The sequence below is a fragment of the Streptomyces sp. LZ34 genome, assembly GCF_053890475.1.
In genome coordinates this window covers 1,326,307-1,342,558 of sequence record NZ_CM132680.1, presented here as the reverse complement: position 1 = coordinate 1,342,558, position 16,252 = coordinate 1,326,307, and the positions used below count along the sequence as shown (strand labels likewise).

The 16,252-nt window shown below is 71.9% G+C and carries 14 protein-coding genes; 9 read left to right on the top strand and 5 right to left on the bottom strand.

Annotated features, from left to right (window positions below):
* Positions 1-67 precede the first annotated feature (67 nt).
* Positions 68-913 carry a spermidine synthase gene (locus ACWY4P_RS04595; RefSeq protein WP_456208817.1) on the top strand — a complete coding sequence of 282 codons (846 nt, stop codon included), beginning with the start codon at positions 68-70 and terminating at the stop codon, positions 911-913.
* Here the strand turns inward: ACWY4P_RS04595 and ACWY4P_RS04590 are convergent.
* Complete coding sequence (locus tag ACWY4P_RS04590; RefSeq protein ID WP_456208815.1) at positions 900-2,210, bottom strand: MFS transporter; 1,311 nt, start codon at positions 2,208-2,210, stop codon at positions 900-902. The two genes, ACWY4P_RS04595 and ACWY4P_RS04590, sit on opposite strands and share 14 nt — an antisense overlap.
* Positions 2,211-2,301: 91 nt before the next feature.
* Positions 2,302-3,165: a hypothetical protein gene (locus ACWY4P_RS04585; RefSeq protein WP_456208814.1), complete on the bottom strand. Its 864-nt coding sequence runs from the start codon at positions 3,163-3,165 to the stop codon at positions 2,302-2,304.
* A 440-nt stretch (positions 3,166-3,605) separates the two neighbouring features.
* Between ACWY4P_RS04585 and ACWY4P_RS04580 the strand changes: the two genes are divergently transcribed.
* Complete coding sequence (locus tag ACWY4P_RS04580; protein WP_456208813.1) at positions 3,606-5,219, top strand: carboxylesterase/lipase family protein; 1,614 nt, start codon at positions 3,606-3,608, stop codon at positions 5,217-5,219.
* Between the two features lie 73 nt (positions 5,220-5,292).
* Positions 5,293-5,976, top strand: a complete 684-nt coding sequence (locus ACWY4P_RS04575; RefSeq protein WP_456208812.1) for a DedA family protein — start codon at positions 5,293-5,295, stop codon at positions 5,974-5,976.
* 29 nt (positions 5,977-6,005) lie between these two features.
* Here ACWY4P_RS04575 and ACWY4P_RS04570 read toward each other — a convergent pair whose 3' ends face one another.
* Together ACWY4P_RS04570 and ACWY4P_RS04565 are read right to left on the bottom strand one after the other, a co-directional pair.
* Entirely contained in the window at positions 6,006-6,560 is a 555-nt protein-coding gene (locus tag ACWY4P_RS04570) for a gamma carbonic anhydrase family protein (RefSeq protein WP_456208810.1), read from the bottom strand.
* A 154-nt stretch (positions 6,561-6,714) separates the two neighbouring features.
* Complete coding sequence (locus ACWY4P_RS04565) at positions 6,715-7,587, bottom strand: EamA family transporter (RefSeq protein WP_456208809.1); 873 nt, start codon at positions 7,585-7,587, stop codon at positions 6,715-6,717.
* 107 nt (positions 7,588-7,694) lie between these two features.
* On the opposite strand from ACWY4P_RS04565, the gene ACWY4P_RS04560 reads away from it, so the two are divergent.
* Complete coding sequence (locus ACWY4P_RS04560; RefSeq protein ID WP_456208808.1) at positions 7,695-8,267, top strand: helix-turn-helix domain-containing protein; 573 nt, start codon at positions 7,695-7,697, stop codon at positions 8,265-8,267.
* Positions 8,268-8,352: 85 nt separating this feature from the next.
* Positions 8,353-8,907, top strand: a complete 555-nt coding sequence (locus ACWY4P_RS04555) for a YbaK/EbsC family protein (protein ID WP_456208807.1) — start codon at positions 8,353-8,355, stop codon at positions 8,905-8,907.
* Between the two features lie 37 nt (positions 8,908-8,944).
* On the opposite strand, the gene ACWY4P_RS04550 is transcribed toward ACWY4P_RS04555, so the two are convergent.
* Positions 8,945-9,352 (bottom strand): CoA-binding protein, encoded by a 408-nt coding sequence (locus ACWY4P_RS04550; protein WP_456212811.1) that lies wholly within the window; start codon positions 9,350-9,352, stop codon positions 8,945-8,947.
* A 115-nt stretch (positions 9,353-9,467) separates the two neighbouring features.
* Here ACWY4P_RS04550 and ACWY4P_RS04545 point away from each other — a divergent pair, with 115 nt between their 5' ends.
* From ACWY4P_RS04545 to ACWY4P_RS04530, 4 genes are all read left to right on the top strand, one after another.
* Complete coding sequence (locus ACWY4P_RS04545) at positions 9,468-10,103, top strand: YigZ family protein (protein WP_456208806.1); 636 nt, start codon at positions 9,468-9,470, stop codon at positions 10,101-10,103.
* 151 nt (positions 10,104-10,254) lie between these two features.
* Entirely contained in the window at positions 10,255-10,689 is a 435-nt protein-coding gene (locus ACWY4P_RS04540; protein ID WP_456208805.1) for an SseB family protein, read from the top strand.
* Entirely contained in the window at positions 10,686-11,327 is a 642-nt protein-coding gene (locus ACWY4P_RS04535; protein WP_456208804.1) for a hypothetical protein, read from the top strand. The genes ACWY4P_RS04540 and ACWY4P_RS04535 overlap by 4 nt, the downstream gene beginning before the upstream one ends.
* Positions 11,328-11,438: 111 nt before the next feature.
* Positions 11,439-16,091 carry a putative T7SS-secreted protein gene (locus ACWY4P_RS04530; protein WP_456208803.1) on the top strand — a complete coding sequence of 1,551 codons (4,653 nt, stop codon included), beginning with the start codon at positions 11,439-11,441 and terminating at the stop codon, positions 16,089-16,091.
* Positions 16,092-16,252 lie beyond the last annotated feature (161 nt).

Here is a 16,252-nt window from a genome sequence, read left to right as displayed (position 1 = left end):
GCGCGGCCGCCCCGGTACGCGTACCGGGGCGGCCGTGACCACGCGCCGCACGCGGCACAATGTGAGCGTGGACGAGCCGATACCCGTGATCAGGGACGTGGACCGCGGTACCGCCAAGCTGATGCCCGACGTGGACCGCCCGCGTGCCTGGCTGCTCACGGTGGACGGCTCCCCCCAGTCGTACGTCGACCTGGACGACCCGACCCACCTGGAGTTCGAGTACGCGCGGCGGCTCGCGCACGTCCTGGAGCTCACCGGCGCCCCCGGCACCCCGCTGGACGTGCTGCACCTGGGCGGCGGGGCGCTGACGCTGCCGCGCTTTGTGGCGGCCGTCCGCCCCGGTTCACGCCAGGAGGTGATCGAGGCCGACGGCAAGCTGCTGGAGCTGGTCGCCGAGCGGCTGCCGCTGCCCGCCGGGTCGGGGATCGCGGTGCGCCGGGCGGACGCCCGTACCGCGCTCGAGGCTGCACCCGAGGCGTCCGCCGACGTGATCGTGGCCGACGTCTTCGGCGGCTCGCGCGTCCCCGCGCACCTCACCTCCGTCGAGTACGCCCGTGCCGCCGCCCGGGCGCTGCGCCCGGGAGGCCGCTACACGGCCAATCTGGCCGACGGCGCGCCCTTCACCTTCCTCCGCTCCCAAGTGGCCACGCTCCAGACGGCCTTCGCCCATCTGTGCCTGATCGCCGAGCCCGCGGTGCTGCGCGGCCGCCGGTTCGGCAACGCGGTGCTCGTGGCCTCGGATGACGAACTGCCGGTCGACGCCCTGGCGCGCCGCACCGCCGCCGACGCCTTCCCCGCGCGGGTCGAGCACGGGGCGGCGCTGGAACGCTTCGTCCAACGGGCCGCGCCCGTACGGGATGTGGACGCGGTGCCCTCGCCCGAGCCGCCGGGCGGCGCGTTCAGTATCGGCTGACCGGCTCCGGCCCGTCCGCCTGGCCGGGAACGACCCTCTCCGCGGCGGGCTCGGCGGGCTCGGCGGGGGCGGGCCCGGCGGTGCGCCGCCGCAGCTGTCGTACCTCCGGCACCGCAAGCACGGCCAGGGTCAGCAGCAGGATCAGCGCCGAGCACCCCCACAGCGCGGTGGTGCGGCCGAAGGCGCTCTCGGCCGGGCCCGTGAGCGCCGTGGCGAGGGGGACCATGGACACCGAGCCGAACCAGTCGTACGCGGCGACCCGCGACAGCTTGTCCTCGGGGATCTCCTGATGCAGCGCGGTCATCCAGGACACGCCGAACACCTCGATGGAGACGCCGCCGACGAACATCACCGCGCACAGGGCGGGGATGGGCAGCGGGACGGCGAGCGCGGCCGACGGCAGGGCGAACGGGAAGACGCACACCGTGCCGACCAGCAGCAGCCGCCGCGGCTTCCAGCGCGTCATCAGCAGCCCGCCCAGGACGGTGCCGACGCCATAGGCGGCGAGCGCGAGCCCCCAGGGCCGCGCCCCGCCCAGGTGTTCCTCGGCGACCAGCGGCCCGTACACCGCCTCGGCCGCCGCCACCACGGCGTTGACCACCGAGAACTGCACCACGATGCTCCACAGCCAGGCCCGGCCGGCCACCTCCTGCCAGCCCTCGCGCAGATCCCGCAGCAGCCCGCCGCCCTCGCGCCTGGCCACCTGGCCGACGTGGAGGAAGGCGCGCAGGGCTCCCGCGAGGGCGAAGGCGGCGGCGTCGACGGCCAGGACCCAGCCGGGGCCGAAGGCCGCGATGAGCGCGCCGCCGAGCGCCGCGCCGCCGATCTGCGAGCCGTGCATGCCCATCCGGAAGAACGCGAAGGCGCGGCCGGCGTGTTCGCCGTCGACGCTGGAGAGCAGCATGCCCTCGGCGGCGGGGGAGAAGAACGCCTGCCCGGTGCCGCCGAGCGCGGAGAGCACGGCCATCTGCCACAGCCGTGCCTCGCCGGACAGCACGAGCGCGGCGAAGGCTGCCTGGGACAGGCAGTTGAGGGTGTTGGCCGCGACCATCACGCGGTGCCGCGGCAGCCGGTCCGCGACCGCGCCGCCGATCAGCAGGAAGACCACGAGCGGGATGGTGCGGGCCGCGGCGACGAGGCCGACGTCGCCGCCGTCCCCGCCGGCGTCCAGGACCGCGAACGCCGCCGCGATCAGGGCGCCGGCGTTGCCGAGGCCCGTCACGACGGCGGCGGCGGTCAGCAGGGTGTAGTTACGGCCGGCCCAGGCGGGGCGGCGCGGGGCTGAGGGGATGGTCACCAGCGGACTATCCCTGGGGGCGGGCCCCGGAGCCAAGCGGATTTCGGCCGGATCGGTTCAGGAACAGGATCGGCTCGGCAGCAGGGCCGGCTCAGGAACCGGACTTCAGCGGCCGCAGCGTGCTCATGATCTTCTTGATGGTCTCGTCCGGGACCTCGTCCTTGACGCCCTTGGCCGCGTAGAGGACCCAGGTCGCGAAGTCGCCGTTGACATCCGTGTAGGTGACGGTGAACGACTTGCCGTCCGACGAGCACTTGCCGGTCTTCTTCACGCCGGTGACGGTGGCCGAGGAGGAGTAGCCCTTGATGCCGTGGTCGCTGGTGAACTTCTTCGGCTTGGTGTACTTGAAGGTGCCGGTCTTGTCCTGGTCGAAGGCGGCGTAGACCCAGTTGAGCGCCTCGTTCTTGGCGGCCTCGGCCTGGGTCTTGGCGCCCTGGGCGCCCTTGGTGCCGGTGCCGGCCAGGGGGCTGGAGAGCGTGACGCCCGTCTTCTTGTCCTTGACCGTGCAGTTGTCCTCCTTGTAATAGGCGGGGCCGGTCATCGAGATGAGCGGCTTGCCGTCCTTGGAGAACGAGCTCATGGAGTCGGGGGGCGCCACGTACCAGCCGGCGGGGACGTCGAAGACGTCGTGGCGCTTGGGGTTGATGACCGTCTTCCAGCCGGGTATGACCGGCTTGACGGTCTCGCTCGCGCGCGGGTTGTCCTCGCCGCCGCTGCCGCCGCCCTGCGAGGGCGCGTCCTTGGACGAGGACGCGGCGGCAGAGGGCTTCTTGTCGCCCTTCGCCGCGTCGCCCTTGCCGTCGTCCTTGTTGATCACCAGCACGGCGGTCACCGCGGCGGCCGCGACCACCGCCACCGCCGCGACGATGGCGACGACGGTCGTGCGGTTCTTCTTCCGCGGCGGCTCGGGCGGGCCGGGCTGCACCGCGGGGGCGCCCCATGCCTGCGTGGGCATGTCGTACGTCTGCTGCGGCTGTTGTCCCTGCTGCGGTTGAGCCTGCGGCTGCGGCTGTCCCTGCGGCTGCCCCGGCTGAGGTTGCTGAGGTTGCTGAGGTTGCTGATAGGGATTCGGCTGGTGGTAACCCGGCTGCTGGTACGGGTTCGGCTGTTGATACCCCGGCTGCTGATAGGGGTTCGGGCTTTGCGGGTTCTGCTCGCCCCCGGGCGGCTGCTGTCCTGGCCACATGGCCAGTAACCATAAAGGGGGCCGGGGACGGCTGCTACGGCCGCCCCTTCCTCAGCAACGATACCGAGGGGTAACTCAGGCCGCTATTGACATGCTCATGAGGCGGTCTTAGCGTGCGGACGCATATATAGGTGTATCTGCCCTGGATGCGGGATCCGCCCTGAGACCGCCGAGCGGTGCCCCTGCCGGGCAGATGAGCGGGAGGGCCGATGAGAGCGTTGAAACGCGCGCGGCGCGCCGCCGTGCTGCTGGCCGTCTGGGTGTCAGGCCTCGCGCTTACCGCGGCGCCCGCACACGCCGGGCCGGCGGCCGCGGACCCGTTGGTGCGCACCGACTCCGGCTGGGTCAAGGGCACCGCCGACGCCCAGGGCCGGCAGTTCCTCGGCATCCCGTACGCGGCACCGCCGGTGGGTGAGCTGCGGTGGCGGGCCCCGCGGCCCGCGCCCGCCTGGCAGGGCGTACGCGACGCCACCCGCTTCGGCGGCCGCTGCGTCCAGGGCGTCAGCTGGGACCCGGGCTATGAGCAGCCCACGTATACCGAGGACTGCCTGGGTCTCAACGTCTACGCCCCCACGGGCGCCCGGCCCGGCCGGGCGCCGGTGATGGTCTGGTTCCACGGCGGCGGGCTGACCGCCGGGGCCGGATCCGATGTGGTGCCCGACACCTTCTCCGCCGAAGGAGGCATCGTCTCCGTCACCGTGAACTACCGGGTCGGCGCCATGGGCTTTCTCTCCGTCCCCGCCCTGGACGGCGAGGCCGCGGACGGCACCTCCGGGAACTTCGGGATGCTCGACCAGCAGGCCGCCCTGCGCTGGGTGCGCCGGAACATCGCCCGCTTCGGCGGCGACCCGGCACGGGTCACCATCGCCGGGGAGTCGGCCGGCGGACGCTCGGTGTGCACCCAGCTCGCCTCGCCCCCGGCCCGCGGGCTGTTCCGCGCCGCGATCATCCAGAGCGGCGCCTACGGAGACTGCGCGGCGAGCACCCGCCGGGAGGCGGCCGACAGCGGCACCGCCTTCGCCGCGTCCCTCGGCTGCGACGACCCGGCGACAGCCGCCACATGCCTGCGCGCCAAGAGCCCACGGCAGATCCTCGAGGCTCAGGGGCGCTACCCCTGGGCGCCGGTGGCCGGCGGCGACTTCCTGCCCGTCCAACCCTCCGAGGCGTTCGCGACCGGCCGCTCCGCGCGGGTGCCGGTGCTGAACGGGGCCAACCGCGACGAAGGGCGGATGTTCATCTTCTCCGCCTTCGACTATCAGGGCAGACCGCTGACCGCCGAGCAGTACCCGCAGGTGATCACCGGCGTCTTCGGGCCGGAGCAGGGCGCGCGCGTGCTGGGGCGCTATCCGGTCGGCGACTTCCCCTCGCCCACGATCGCCTACGGCACCGTCCACGGCGATGCGACCTTCGCCTGTACGGCGCTGCGCCTGGACCGGGCCCTGGCGGGGCGCGCGCCCGTCTACGCGTATGAGTTCGCGGACCGCACCTCACCGCCGTTCGAGTCGCTGCGCAACCTGGGCACCGACTTCGACTTCGGCGCGACCCATGTGAACGAGTTGCAGTACCTCTTCCACCACTTCGGCCACGAGGCCCCGTTCAACGCCGAGCAGCGGGCGCTCGCCCGGCAGATGCGCGCCTACTGGACGTCGTTCGTGCGGACCGGGGTGCCGCGGGCGCCGGACGGGCCCGCGATGCCGGAACAGCACACCGCGCCGGGAACCGTACTGGCGCTGCGGACCGTCTCCCAGGGAGGGAGCGCGGTGACGGGTGCCGCCCCCCGTGATCATCAGTGCGGCATGTGGGATGTGGCGACCGCGCGCTGATTGAGTAGGCTTCCCGCCGTGCGCCGATTCGGCGCACGGCGGGAAGAGCACGGGCAATGGGGAGGAATCGGCGTTGCACATCGATCAGTGGCTCGAGACCGTACCGGCGGTCAGCATCTATCTGCTGGTAGGCCTGGTCATCGGTCTGGAGAGCCTGGGCATCCCGCTCCCCGGAGAGATCATTCTCGTCAGCGCGAGCCTGTTGGCGGCCTCTCAAGACCACATCAATCCGTACATTCTGGGCGCGTCCGCCATCGCGGGGGCGGTCATCGGCGACTCGATCGGCTATCTCATCGGCCACAAGGGCGGCCAGCCGCTGCTGGCCTGGCTGAGCCGGAAGTTCCCCAAGCACTGCAGCGCCGAGAACCTGGCTTCCGCCGAGCGGTCCTTCCAGAAGTGGGGCATGTGGGCGGTCTTCGTGGGCCGCTTCATCGCGCTGCTGCGCATCTTCGCCGGCCCGCTCGCCGGGGTGCTGCGGATGCCGTACTGGAAGTTCCTCATCGCCAACGTGCTGGGGGGCATCGTCTGGGCGGGCGGCACCACCGCGGTCATCTACTCGGTCGGCAAGGTCGCCGAGGACTGGCTCAAGCGCTTCTCCTGGCTCGGTCTCGTGGCGGCCCTGCTGTTCGGTCTCGGCTCGATGCTCGTGATGAAGCGGCGCGCGAAGAAGGCCCATGCGGCCGCGCCGGCAGCCGGGTCCGAGGCGGCGCCCGGCGCCGGGCCGGAGACGGCCGAGCCGGTCCCGGCCGCCGACTGACCTTCATTCGTCCGCTGACCCGCGTCCGCTCAGGCCCGCCGCTCCCGCCGCTCACGCTCCAGCGTGGCGTCGCGGTGGTGGCGGGCCAGCTCCGTATAACCCTCCGCGTTCAGCCGGATGCCCTCCCGCTCCTCCTCGGTCAGCTCCCGCCTGACCTTCGCGGGCACCCCCGCGACCAGCGAGCCCGGCGGCACCCGCATCCCCTGCGGGACCAGCGCCTGCGCGGCGATCAGGGAGCCGGCGCCGACGTGGGCGCCGTTGAGGACGGTGGCGCCCATGCCGACGAGCACATCGTCCTCGATGACACAGCCGTGCAGCACCGCGTTGTGGCCCACCGACACCCGCTCGCCGACGGTGGCCGGGAATCCCGGGTCGGCGTGCACCGTGCAGTTGTCCTGGATATTGCTCCCGGCCCCCACGCTGATCGCCTCGGCGTCGCCGCGCAGCACCGCGTGATACCAGACGCTCGCGCCGGCGCCCAGCGTCACATCGCCGATCACCACGGACGTCGGGGCGGCGAACGCCTCCGGATCGACCTTCGGCTCCTTGCCGCCCACGCCCGCGATCAACGCCTGCTCCGTCACTGCCCACTCCCTCGTCTCGGCCCGGTCTCGGCCCGGTCTCATCCGTCGCCGCCGCGAACGGCGGTCGGAGGCACCGTAGCCCCAGGAGCCCCACCGTCGCTCTTCCCGCTCAGTCTCGGGGCGCCCCTACGCGCACGCTCACCTGGGCGCCCGCTCATCCGGTCGCGAGCAGCAGCGACCCCGCCAGCGCCAGCCCGGCGCCGGTCGCCTGCACCGCGCGCAGCCGCTCGCTGAGGACCGCGCGCGCCGCGAGCGCGGTCACGACCGGGTAGAGGGCGGCGAGCACCGCGGCGATGGTCACCGGACCGGTCTGGGCGGCCACGCTGTAGGTGCCGTTGCCCGCCACATCGGCCAGGCTCACGAGGGCCAGGGTGGGCAGCGCGGCCCACAGCGCGCGCACGCCCCCGGCGGCCGGGTCGAGCGCCGGGTTGCCGCGCCGTACGGACGCGTACAACGCGGCGCCGCCGACCGCGACGCTGCACGCCCGCTGGACGAGCAGTGCGAGGAACAGCCCGGTCAGCGTGGTGGACGCCGCGGCGATCAGCGACATGACCGAACCGAAGCCGACCGCCGCGACCAGGGTGAGCAGCAGCGTCCGCCGCTGTACGGGCGTGCCGTCGGTCTGCGGCCCGCTCGCCAGCACGACGCCGGCCACCGCGACCGCGATCCCGGCGAACTGGAGCAGGCCGGGCCGCTCGCCGAGGGCGAGCCCGACGCCGAGGGGGACGGCCACGCTGCCGAGCGCGCCGATCGGCGAGACGACCCCCATCGGGCCGAGCGCCAGCGCCCGGTAGAAGCACAGCAACCCGACCGGCCCCACCACGCCCGCCGCGACGGCGTACCACAGCCGCGGCCCGGCCTCGCCCCAGCCGCCACTGGCCGTGACGATGGCGCCCAGGGCGACGACCGCGATGCCCTGTGAGACGACGACCACGGTGAGCGCGGGGATGCGCCGGGTGAGGAGCCCTCCGCCGAAGTCGGCCAGGCCCAGCAGGAGGCTGGTGGCCAGAGCGAAGAGTGCGGACATGGTGAGACCTCGCCGTACAGTGTGGTGGACCATAAGAAGTGCAGAGTGCACCACACCGTAGTTCAGTTTGTTCGACTACGCCATTCAGAATATTGGACGGACGGACCGTGACGGACCTCGACCAGCTCACCCAGTCGCTCGCCCGCAACCTCAAACGCTGGCGAAATGAGCGCGGCTTCACCCTGGACGCCCTCGCGGCCCGCTCCGGGGTGAGCCGCGGCATGATCATCCAGATCGAGCAGGCCCGCACCAACCCGAGCGTGGGCACCACGGTCAAGCTCGCCGACGCGCTCGGGGTGAGCATCACCACCCTGCTCGACTACGAGAGCGGTCCCCAGGTCCAGCTCGTCCCCGCCGACCAGGCGGTGCGGATGTGGTCCACCGACGCCGGCAGCTACACCTCGCTCCTCGTCGGCACGCAGGCACCCGGACCGCTGGAGATGTGGGAGTGGCGGCTGATGCCGGGCGACGGCAGCGACTCGGACCCGCATCCGTCCGGCACGTTCGAGCTGCTGCACGTCACGGCGGGCGAGCTGACGCTGACCGTCGGGGACGAGAGCCACCGGGTGCCGGCCGGCACCTCTGCGGCCTTCGAGGCGAGCGCCCCCCACGGCTACCGCAACGACGGGGCGGAGACGGTGGAGATGACCATGACCGTCTCGGTGCCCCCGGCGCGCTGAGGCGGCGGGCGCGGGTCGGCAGAGGCGGCGGGAGTGGCGGTGACGGCGGCGTTTGGGCAGCCGGACGGCCTGTTAACTTGACCGCATGAGTACGCCGATGGACGCCTTCGACGATCCCCGTCCCGCCGTCGAATGCCTTGACCTGCTGACCGCGCCGGTGGCCGACGCGGTGCGCGCCTGGCGCGGCCCCGTGCCGGTGGAGCAGGTGCTGTACGTGGACACCGACCCGGAGAAGGCCGACACGGCGGTGCTCGTGGAGAGCTACGGGGCCTGGCTGCTGGAGCAGTCCGCGAACTGCGTGGTGGTCGCGGGCAAGCGGGGCGGCGAGGTCACCCTCGCCGCCTGTGTGGTCCTCTCCCACACCCGGGTGGACGTCAACGGCGTGGTGCGCCGCCGGCTCGGCGCCCGCAAGGCCTCGTTCGCCCCGATGGAGACGGCGCTCGGGGAGACCGGCATGGAGTTCGGCGGCGTCACGCCCCTCGGCCTGCCCGCCGGCTGGCCGGTCCTGGTCGACGCGGCCGTCGCCGACACCCCGTACGTGCTCATCGGCAGCGGCAGCCGCCGCGGCAAGCTCATCCTGCCGGGCAAGGCGCTCGCCGCGCTGCCGGGAGCGGAGCTGCTGGAGGGCCTCGGCGTCTGACCCGCCGGGCGCCCCCTTCGACGACGGACCCGAGGAGTCAGGCAAGCCGGGGAAGCTCGATGGCGGGGCAGCGGTCCATGACCATGGCGAGCCCCGCGGCGCGGGTGCGCCCGTACGCGGCCTCGTCGACCACACCGAGCTGGTACCACACCGCCTTGGCCCCGATGGCCACTGCCTCGTCGGCGACCGCGCCCGCGAGGTGGCTGTTGACGAACACGTCCACCACGTCCACCTCGAAGGGGATGTCCGACAGCGACCGGTACCCCTGCTCGCCGTGCACCGTCTCGGCCTTCGGGTGCACGGGGACCACCCGCTTGCCATGGCGCCGCAGCACGCCCGCGACCCCGTACGCCGCCCGGGCCTGGTTCGAGGACAGCCCCACCACCGCCCAGGTGTCACCGAGCTCGGTCAGGATCTTGCGGATCTCCGCCGGATCGCCGTACACGCCTGCCTCCTGTGGCCGGATGGTCGAACTGATGGTCATCTGCGTTCGGCAACGAGCACGGGCCCTGGGCCATTCCCCCGGCGGCCCCGGGAAGCCGAGAGCGTAGGGTGGCCCGATGCAGGAGCGGTACCGGACGGTCGCGCGCGAGGGCGTGCACGAGATCGAGATCAGCAAATCGCGCTTCCTGTGCTCCCTCGCGCCCGCCGCGACCGAGCACGAAGCCCAGGACTTCATCCGCCGCGTCCGCGAGCAGCACCCCACCGCCACCCACAACTGCTACGCGTACGTCATCGGCGCCGACGGCGGCGTCCAGAAGGCGAGCGACGACGGGGAGCCGGGCGGCACGGCGGGGGTGCCGATGCTCCAGATGCTGCTGCGCCGCGAGATGCGGTATGCCGTGGCCGTCGTCACCCGCTACTACGGCGGTGTGAAGCTCGGTGCGGGCGGGCTGATCCGCGCCTACGGCGGGGTGGTCGGCGAGGCGCTGGACGCGCTGGGCACCGTCACCCGGCAGCGGTTCCGGCTGGCGACCGTCACCGTCGGCCACGAGCGGGCCGGACGGCTCGAGAACGACCTCCGGGCGACCCGGCGCGCGGTGCGCGGCGTGCGGTACGCCGAGGCCGTGACGATCGAGCTGGGGCTCCCCGACGCGGACATCGACGCCTTCCGTGCCTGGCTGGCGGACGCCACCGCGGGCACCGCCGCCCTTGAGCTGGGCGGCGAGGCGTATCAGGACGCTCCGGGCGGCTGACCTGTTTGGCCTGCTAGTCCAGCGGGGCGCCGTTTGTACGAGGTTTGCAACAGTGGACGACGCGAGTGGTGATCATGGAGCCGTGCAACGGTACCGTGACGAGCGATGCCGTTGATGAAACAGGCACCGGACCAGGAACGGGGGGCCGCCGATGGAACTGGCTGAGCACATAGCCGCGGTGCGCGCGGGGGCGGGTGATCCCGCCGCGATGGTCGGCGAGTTCCGGCGCACGGCGGTGCTGGTGCCGGTGGCCGACGGCGGTTTCATGACGGCCGAATACGGCGGCATCCGCTGGATCTACGCCTTCACCGACGAGTCCGCGCTGGCCCGGTTCGCCACCGCGCGCGGCTCCGACCCCGGCCAGGAGTGGGAGTTCGCCGCCGTGCTCGGGGCGCGGCTGCTGGATGTGATGGTTCCGGAGATGGGCCGCCCCGCGGGTGTCGCGGTGGACGTGGCGGACGAGGACGGGTCGATGATGTTCCCGCCGGTGCGGGGGATCGTCCCGGACGAGGTCGCGGTGGATGTGGACGACAACGGGGACGACATCGGGGACGGCGACGAGCGGGCACAGGGGGCCGGGCAGTGAGCAACGACGGGGATCTCAATGTCGGCAAGGAGTCCGTGGACCTGATCACCAAGGGTCTGCGGGCGGCGATCGGTGAACTCAAGGACGTCGGGGACAACACCGGCGCGCTCCACGGTTCCGGGTTCTCGGACATGACGATGTCCAAGATGGAGGCCGGGGGCAAGGGGCTGGCCGACGCGTTCGAGGGGTTCTGCGACCGCTGGGAGTGGGGAGTCCGGGCGCTCGTCCAGGACGCCAACGAGATCGCCAACCGGCTGGGCCTGGCCGCGGGCCTGATGTGGGAAGAGGACCAGTACTGGGGCAACACGCTGAAGGTCACGGTCAACGCCCTGTCGCCGACCGGGAATCCGCACCTGTCGGAGGAAGAGGTCGCCAAGCAGGGCTGGGGCGACATCTTCACCCCGGACATGCCGGACTACAGCGCGGCGTCCTGGGACCGGGCCGGCGACGAGATGGGGCAGACCTGGAAGGACACTGGACGCTCCCTGCTCACCGAGGGCAGGGGCGGCATGCAGACCGACATGATGAACAACATGCTCGGCATCGACGACCAGACCTTCAACCAGCAGCTGGACGAGACTTTCGGCCCCTCTCCTGAGGAGCGCGCCCAGCAGCAGGCGCAGCAGCCGGGCGAGTAGCGAGAGGGCGGGTGGCGAGCGGCCGCGGCGGAGGGCCGCGGCCGCTCGGCGAGCAGGCACGACAGCCATGGGACATGGCTGGTACGACCGCTGATCGGGGGAGAAGCGTTTATGGGACTCGGGGATTTCATACCGGATGGCGTCGAGGACTGGGTCGAGGACCGGGTCGAGGATGTCGGTGAGGTCGTCGATGATGTGGGGGACTGGACGGCGGACCGGCTGGATGATGTCGGCTGGGAGAGCGGTGCTGACTGGGTCCGTGACAAGAGCGACTCGGTGGCGAACGCGCTGGGTGCGGATGTCGACGAGATGCAGCTGGGTGAGACCGAGGACCCCAAGAAGCTGGTGCACGGCAGTGCGGACAAGCTGCGTTCCACGGCGGGCCATCTGAAGGATTTCCAGACGGCGTTCGACAATGTGGGCAAGGGGTTGCAGGGGCTGGATGCCGGCCATCTCAAGGGTCAGGCGGCGGACAGGTTCCGGGAGAGCGTGTCGGTCGAGCCGAAGAAGTGGTTCACGGCGGCGGACGCGTGTGAGAAGGCGGCGGGGGCGCTGGAGAGTTTCGCCGGGACGGTGGCGTGGGCGCAGAAGCAGGCCGAGGACGCGATCGCGCGCTACAAGAAGGGCAAGAAGGCGTCGGATGACGCGCGGTCGGCGCACAGCGACAAGGTGTCGGCGTACAACAAGGCGGCGGAGGCGTACAACGCCAAGCCCGCCGATGAGCGTGATCCTTCCACGTTGCCGGAGAAGCCCGGGGGGTTCCATGATCCGGGGACTTCGGATGTCCAGGCCGCGCAGGACATTCTGAGCGAGGCGCGGCGGCAGCGGAACGAGGCGCACACGACGGCGAAGTCGGCGGTGGAGACGGCGCGTGACAAGGCGCCGGACAAGCCCTCGTACGGCAAGCAGCTGGTGGACGGCCTGGAAGGGCTGAACCTGGACGCTTCACATTTCGTCGGCGGGATCGTCAAGGGGACCGCGGGTATCGCCAATTTCGCGCGGCAGATCAACCCGCTGGATCCGTACAACATCACGCACCCGGCGGAGTTCGTCACCAACCTCAACAGCACCGTCGCCGGTCTGGTGCGGGTGGCCAACGACCCGTGGGGGACGTTGGGGGACATGTGGGACACCTTCAAGAAGGATCCCTCTGAGGGTCTCGGCCGGCTGGTGCCGGAGCTGATCGGCACCAAGGGCCTCGGCGGAATCAAGAAGGTCGCGACACTCGGCAGGCGCGCCTCCGAGCTGAAGCCGCCCGGCCGCGGCCTTCTGGACGAGGGCGGTCCCCACCAGCGCAGCACCCCCGACGGCACGAAGGAGACGAAGGGTTCGGACCCGATCGACTTCGCCACGGGGCGGATGTTCCTGCCGCAGACGGACCTCACCCTGCCGGGTGTGCTGCCGCTGGAGTTCCGTCGGCGGGTGGAGTCGGGGTACCGGGTGGGGCGGTGGTTCGGGCCGTCGTGGTCGAGCACGGCCGACCAGCATCTGGAGATCGGCCCGGAGGGCGTGGTCTTCGTCTGCGAGGACGGGCGGCTGCTGGATTATCCGCACCCCGCGCCCGACCTGCCCACCCTGCCCAAGGCGGGCGTCGCGCGCTGGCCCCTGGAGCGCACGGTCGACGGGGACTACACGGTCACCGATCTCGACACCGGCCGCACCCACCGCTTCACGGCGCCCGCGGGCGGCGCCGACGGCATCGCGCCCATCGAGGAGATCCACGACCGCAACGGCAACCGGATCAGCTTTCACTACGGCTTCGACGGCACGCCGACCGAGATAGTGCACTCGGCGGGCTACCACCTGAAATTCAGGACGCAGGACGGCCGGATCACCGCCCTGCGCCTGGCGGGCGCCGCCTCCGACGGCTCCGATCTGACGGTGCTCCGCTACGGCTACACCGACGGCAACCTCACCGAGGTCATCAACTCCTCCGGTCTGCCGCTGCGGTTCGAGTACGACGACGAGCGTCGGGTGATCTCCTGGACCGACACCAACGACCGGCGTTACGACTACGTCTACGACAACCTTCACCGCTGCATCGCGGAGGGCGGCACCGAAGGCCATGTCTCGATCCGCGTCGACTACCACGGCGTCGACCAGCGCACCGGCCATCGGATCACCACCGTCACCACGGCCGCCGGCCACACCCTCAAGTACCTGATCGACGACTCCTGCCGGGTCGTCGGCGAGATCGACCAGTTGGGCGCGCATTCCCGCACCGAATACGACCGCCACGGCCGGGTGCTGGCCCACACCGACGCCCTCGGCCACCGCACCGCGTACGCCTATGACGGGCACGGCCGGCTGGAGGCCGTCACCCGCCCCGACGGCAAGCGGGCGACCATCCGCCACAACGACCTGGGCCTCCCCGTCTCGATCACGGGCGTGGACGGGACCACGCAGACCTACGCCTACGACGAGCGCGGCAACCGACTCGCCGTCACCGACCCGGCCGGACACACCACCCGCTACACCTACGACGACTTCGGCCGGCTGACCTCGGTCAGCAACGCCCTGGGCGAGACCACCCGGGTGCGCTGCGACCCGGCCGGCCTGCCCGTGGAGATCACCGACCCGCTGGGCGCGGTCACGATCTGCCGCCATGACGCGTTCGGCCGCCCGGTCGCCGTCGTCGACCCGCTCGGCGCGACGACCCGGACGGAGTGGTCGGTCGAGGGCAAGCTGCTGCGCCGGCTCGACCCCGACGGCAGCCAGGAGACCTGGACATACGACGGCGAGGGCAACTGCACCCACCACGTCAACGCGGGCGGCGGGGTGACCTCGTACGAGTACACCCACTTCGACCTGCTCACCGCGCGCACCGGCCCGGGCGGGGCGCGCTACGAGTTCGAGCACGACGCCGAGCTGCGGCTGGCCAAGGTCACCGGCCCCCAGGGGCTGAGCTGGTGCTATGAGTACGACCCGGCGGGCCGGCTGATCTCCGAGACCGACTTCGACGACCGTACGATCCGCTACGAGCACGACGCCGCGGGCCAGTTGGTCGCGCGCACCACACCGCTGGGCGAGACCATCGCCTTCGAGCGCGATGTGCTCGGCCGCATCGTCACCAAGGACGCCGCCGGACGGACCACCAGCTACGGCTATGACATGGTCGGACGCCTGATCTCGGCCGCCGGACCGGACGCGGAGATCGTCCTCCAGCGGGACCGGCTGGGCCAGATGAAATGCGAGATGGTGGACGGGCGCGTCCTGACCCACCGTTACGATCCGCTGGGCCGCCGCATCCGCCGCACCACACCCGGCGGAGCCACCACCACCTACGCCTACGACGCCGCCGGCCGCCGCACCACCCTCACCGCCTCCGGCCACGCCCTCGGCTTCGAGCGCGACGCCACGGGCCGCGAGACCACCCGGCTCATCGGGGGCGGGCTGGCCCTGTCCCAGCTCTGGGATGTGAAGGGCCGCCTCACCGAACAGGCCCTGACCGGGCCGGCCGCCGGGACGATCCAGCGCCGCGCGTACACCTACCAGGCCGACGGCCACCTCGCCGCGGTCGACGACGCCCTCCGCGGCCGCCGCACCTTCGAGTTGGACGCCGTCGGCCGGGTCACCGCGGTCCATGCCCAGCGCTGGAGCGAGACCTACGCCTACGACGAGGCGGGCAACCAGACCCAGGCGTCCTGGCCCGCCACGCACCCCGGCGCGGAGGCCACCGGCGAGCGCGCGTACACCGGCACCCGCATCACCCGCGCGGGCCGGGTCCGCTACGAGCACGACGCGGCCGGGCGGGTCACCCTGCGGCAGAAGAACCGGCTGTCGAAGAAGCCCGACACCTGGCGCTATGAGTGGGACGCCGAGAACCGGCTGACCTCCCTCACCACCCCCGACGGCACGCTGTGGCGCTACCTCTACGACCCCCTCGGCCGCCGCACCGCCAAACAGCGGCTGGCCGCGGACGGCGAAACGGTCCTGGAGCGGACCGATTTCACCTGGGACGACACCACCCTGATCGAGCAGACGACCACCGTGCCGGGAGGCCCGGACCGGATCGTCATGACCTGGGACCACGACGGCCTCCACCCCGTTGCCCAGTCGGAACGCATCACGGACGCCACCGGACACCGCGAGATCGACCGGCGCTTCTTCGCCATCGTCACCGACCTGGTGGGCACCCCGTCCGAGCTCGTCGACGAGAGCGGCGCGATCGCCTGGCGCACCCGCACCACCCTGTGGGGCACCACCACCTGGCCCCGCGGCAGCAGCGCGTACACCCCGCTGCGCTTCCCGGGCCAGTACTTCGACCCCGAAAGCGGGCTGCACTACAACGTCCACCGCTACTACGATCCGGAGACCGCGCGCTACGCCAGCCCCGACCCCCTGGGGCTCGCCCCCGCGCCCAACCCGGCCACCTACGTCCACAACCCCCACACCTGGAGCGACCCGCTCGGTCTTGCGCCCGACTACGACAAGTCCCCGGGACGCCTGTCGGATCCCCTCCCGCAGGGGCTGCCGAAGAAATTCGTCCAGGCCTATGAGGACATCCGGGCGGGCCACGGAGTCCGGCAGACCGACCCGCACACCGGCGATCCGAAGGTGTTCGCCGGTGACCACGCTCCCCACGAGCGGCCGTGGGCGAACTCGGAGGAATACCGGGTGCCGGGAGCCAAGAACCCGGATGATGCGCGGATTCTGGTCAAAACCCTCGATGATGGCCGAAAGGTGATGGGATGGACGATCGATCACTACAAGACGATCCATCCGTTCACGGCGCCGCACTTCCCTGACAGCGGTTGGAAGTAGGGCGGGCCGGGCCTTCGGGTTCCGTAGGGTGTGCGGATGGTCGGTCGGCGGGCCGAGGGGGCTACGGTAGGGCGGTGCCGACGGCCCGGACACGGACTGGGCGACATGAGCCGGCGGGGAGCCTGCGGCAGGGAGCCTGCGACGGGAAGGGTGAACGAGCG

What these genes read in the sequence shown, in the direction of transcription:
- ACWY4P_RS04540 (WP_456208805.1), top strand. Translation starts at nt 10,255, where the DNA reads ATGGAACTGGCTGAGCACATAGCCGCGGTGCGCGCGGGGGCGGGTGAT.
- ACWY4P_RS04580 (WP_456208813.1), top strand. Translation starts at nt 3,606, where the DNA reads ATGAGAGCGTTGAAACGCGCGCGGCGCGCCGCCGTGCTGCTGGCCGTC.
- ACWY4P_RS04565 (WP_456208809.1), bottom strand. Translation starts at nt 7,587, where the DNA reads ATGTCCGCACTCTTCGCTCTGGCCACCAGCCTCCTGCTGGGCCTGGCC.
- ACWY4P_RS04555 (WP_456208807.1), top strand. Translation starts at nt 8,353, where the DNA reads ATGAGTACGCCGATGGACGCCTTCGACGATCCCCGTCCCGCCGTCGAA.
- ACWY4P_RS04530 (WP_456208803.1), top strand. Translation starts at nt 11,439, where the DNA reads ATGGGACTCGGGGATTTCATACCGGATGGCGTCGAGGACTGGGTCGAG.
- ACWY4P_RS04545 (WP_456208806.1), top strand. Translation starts at nt 9,468, where the DNA reads ATGCAGGAGCGGTACCGGACGGTCGCGCGCGAGGGCGTGCACGAGATC.
- ACWY4P_RS04585 (WP_456208814.1), bottom strand. Translation starts at nt 3,165, where the DNA reads ATGCCCACGCAGGCATGGGGCGCCCCCGCGGTGCAGCCCGGCCCGCCC.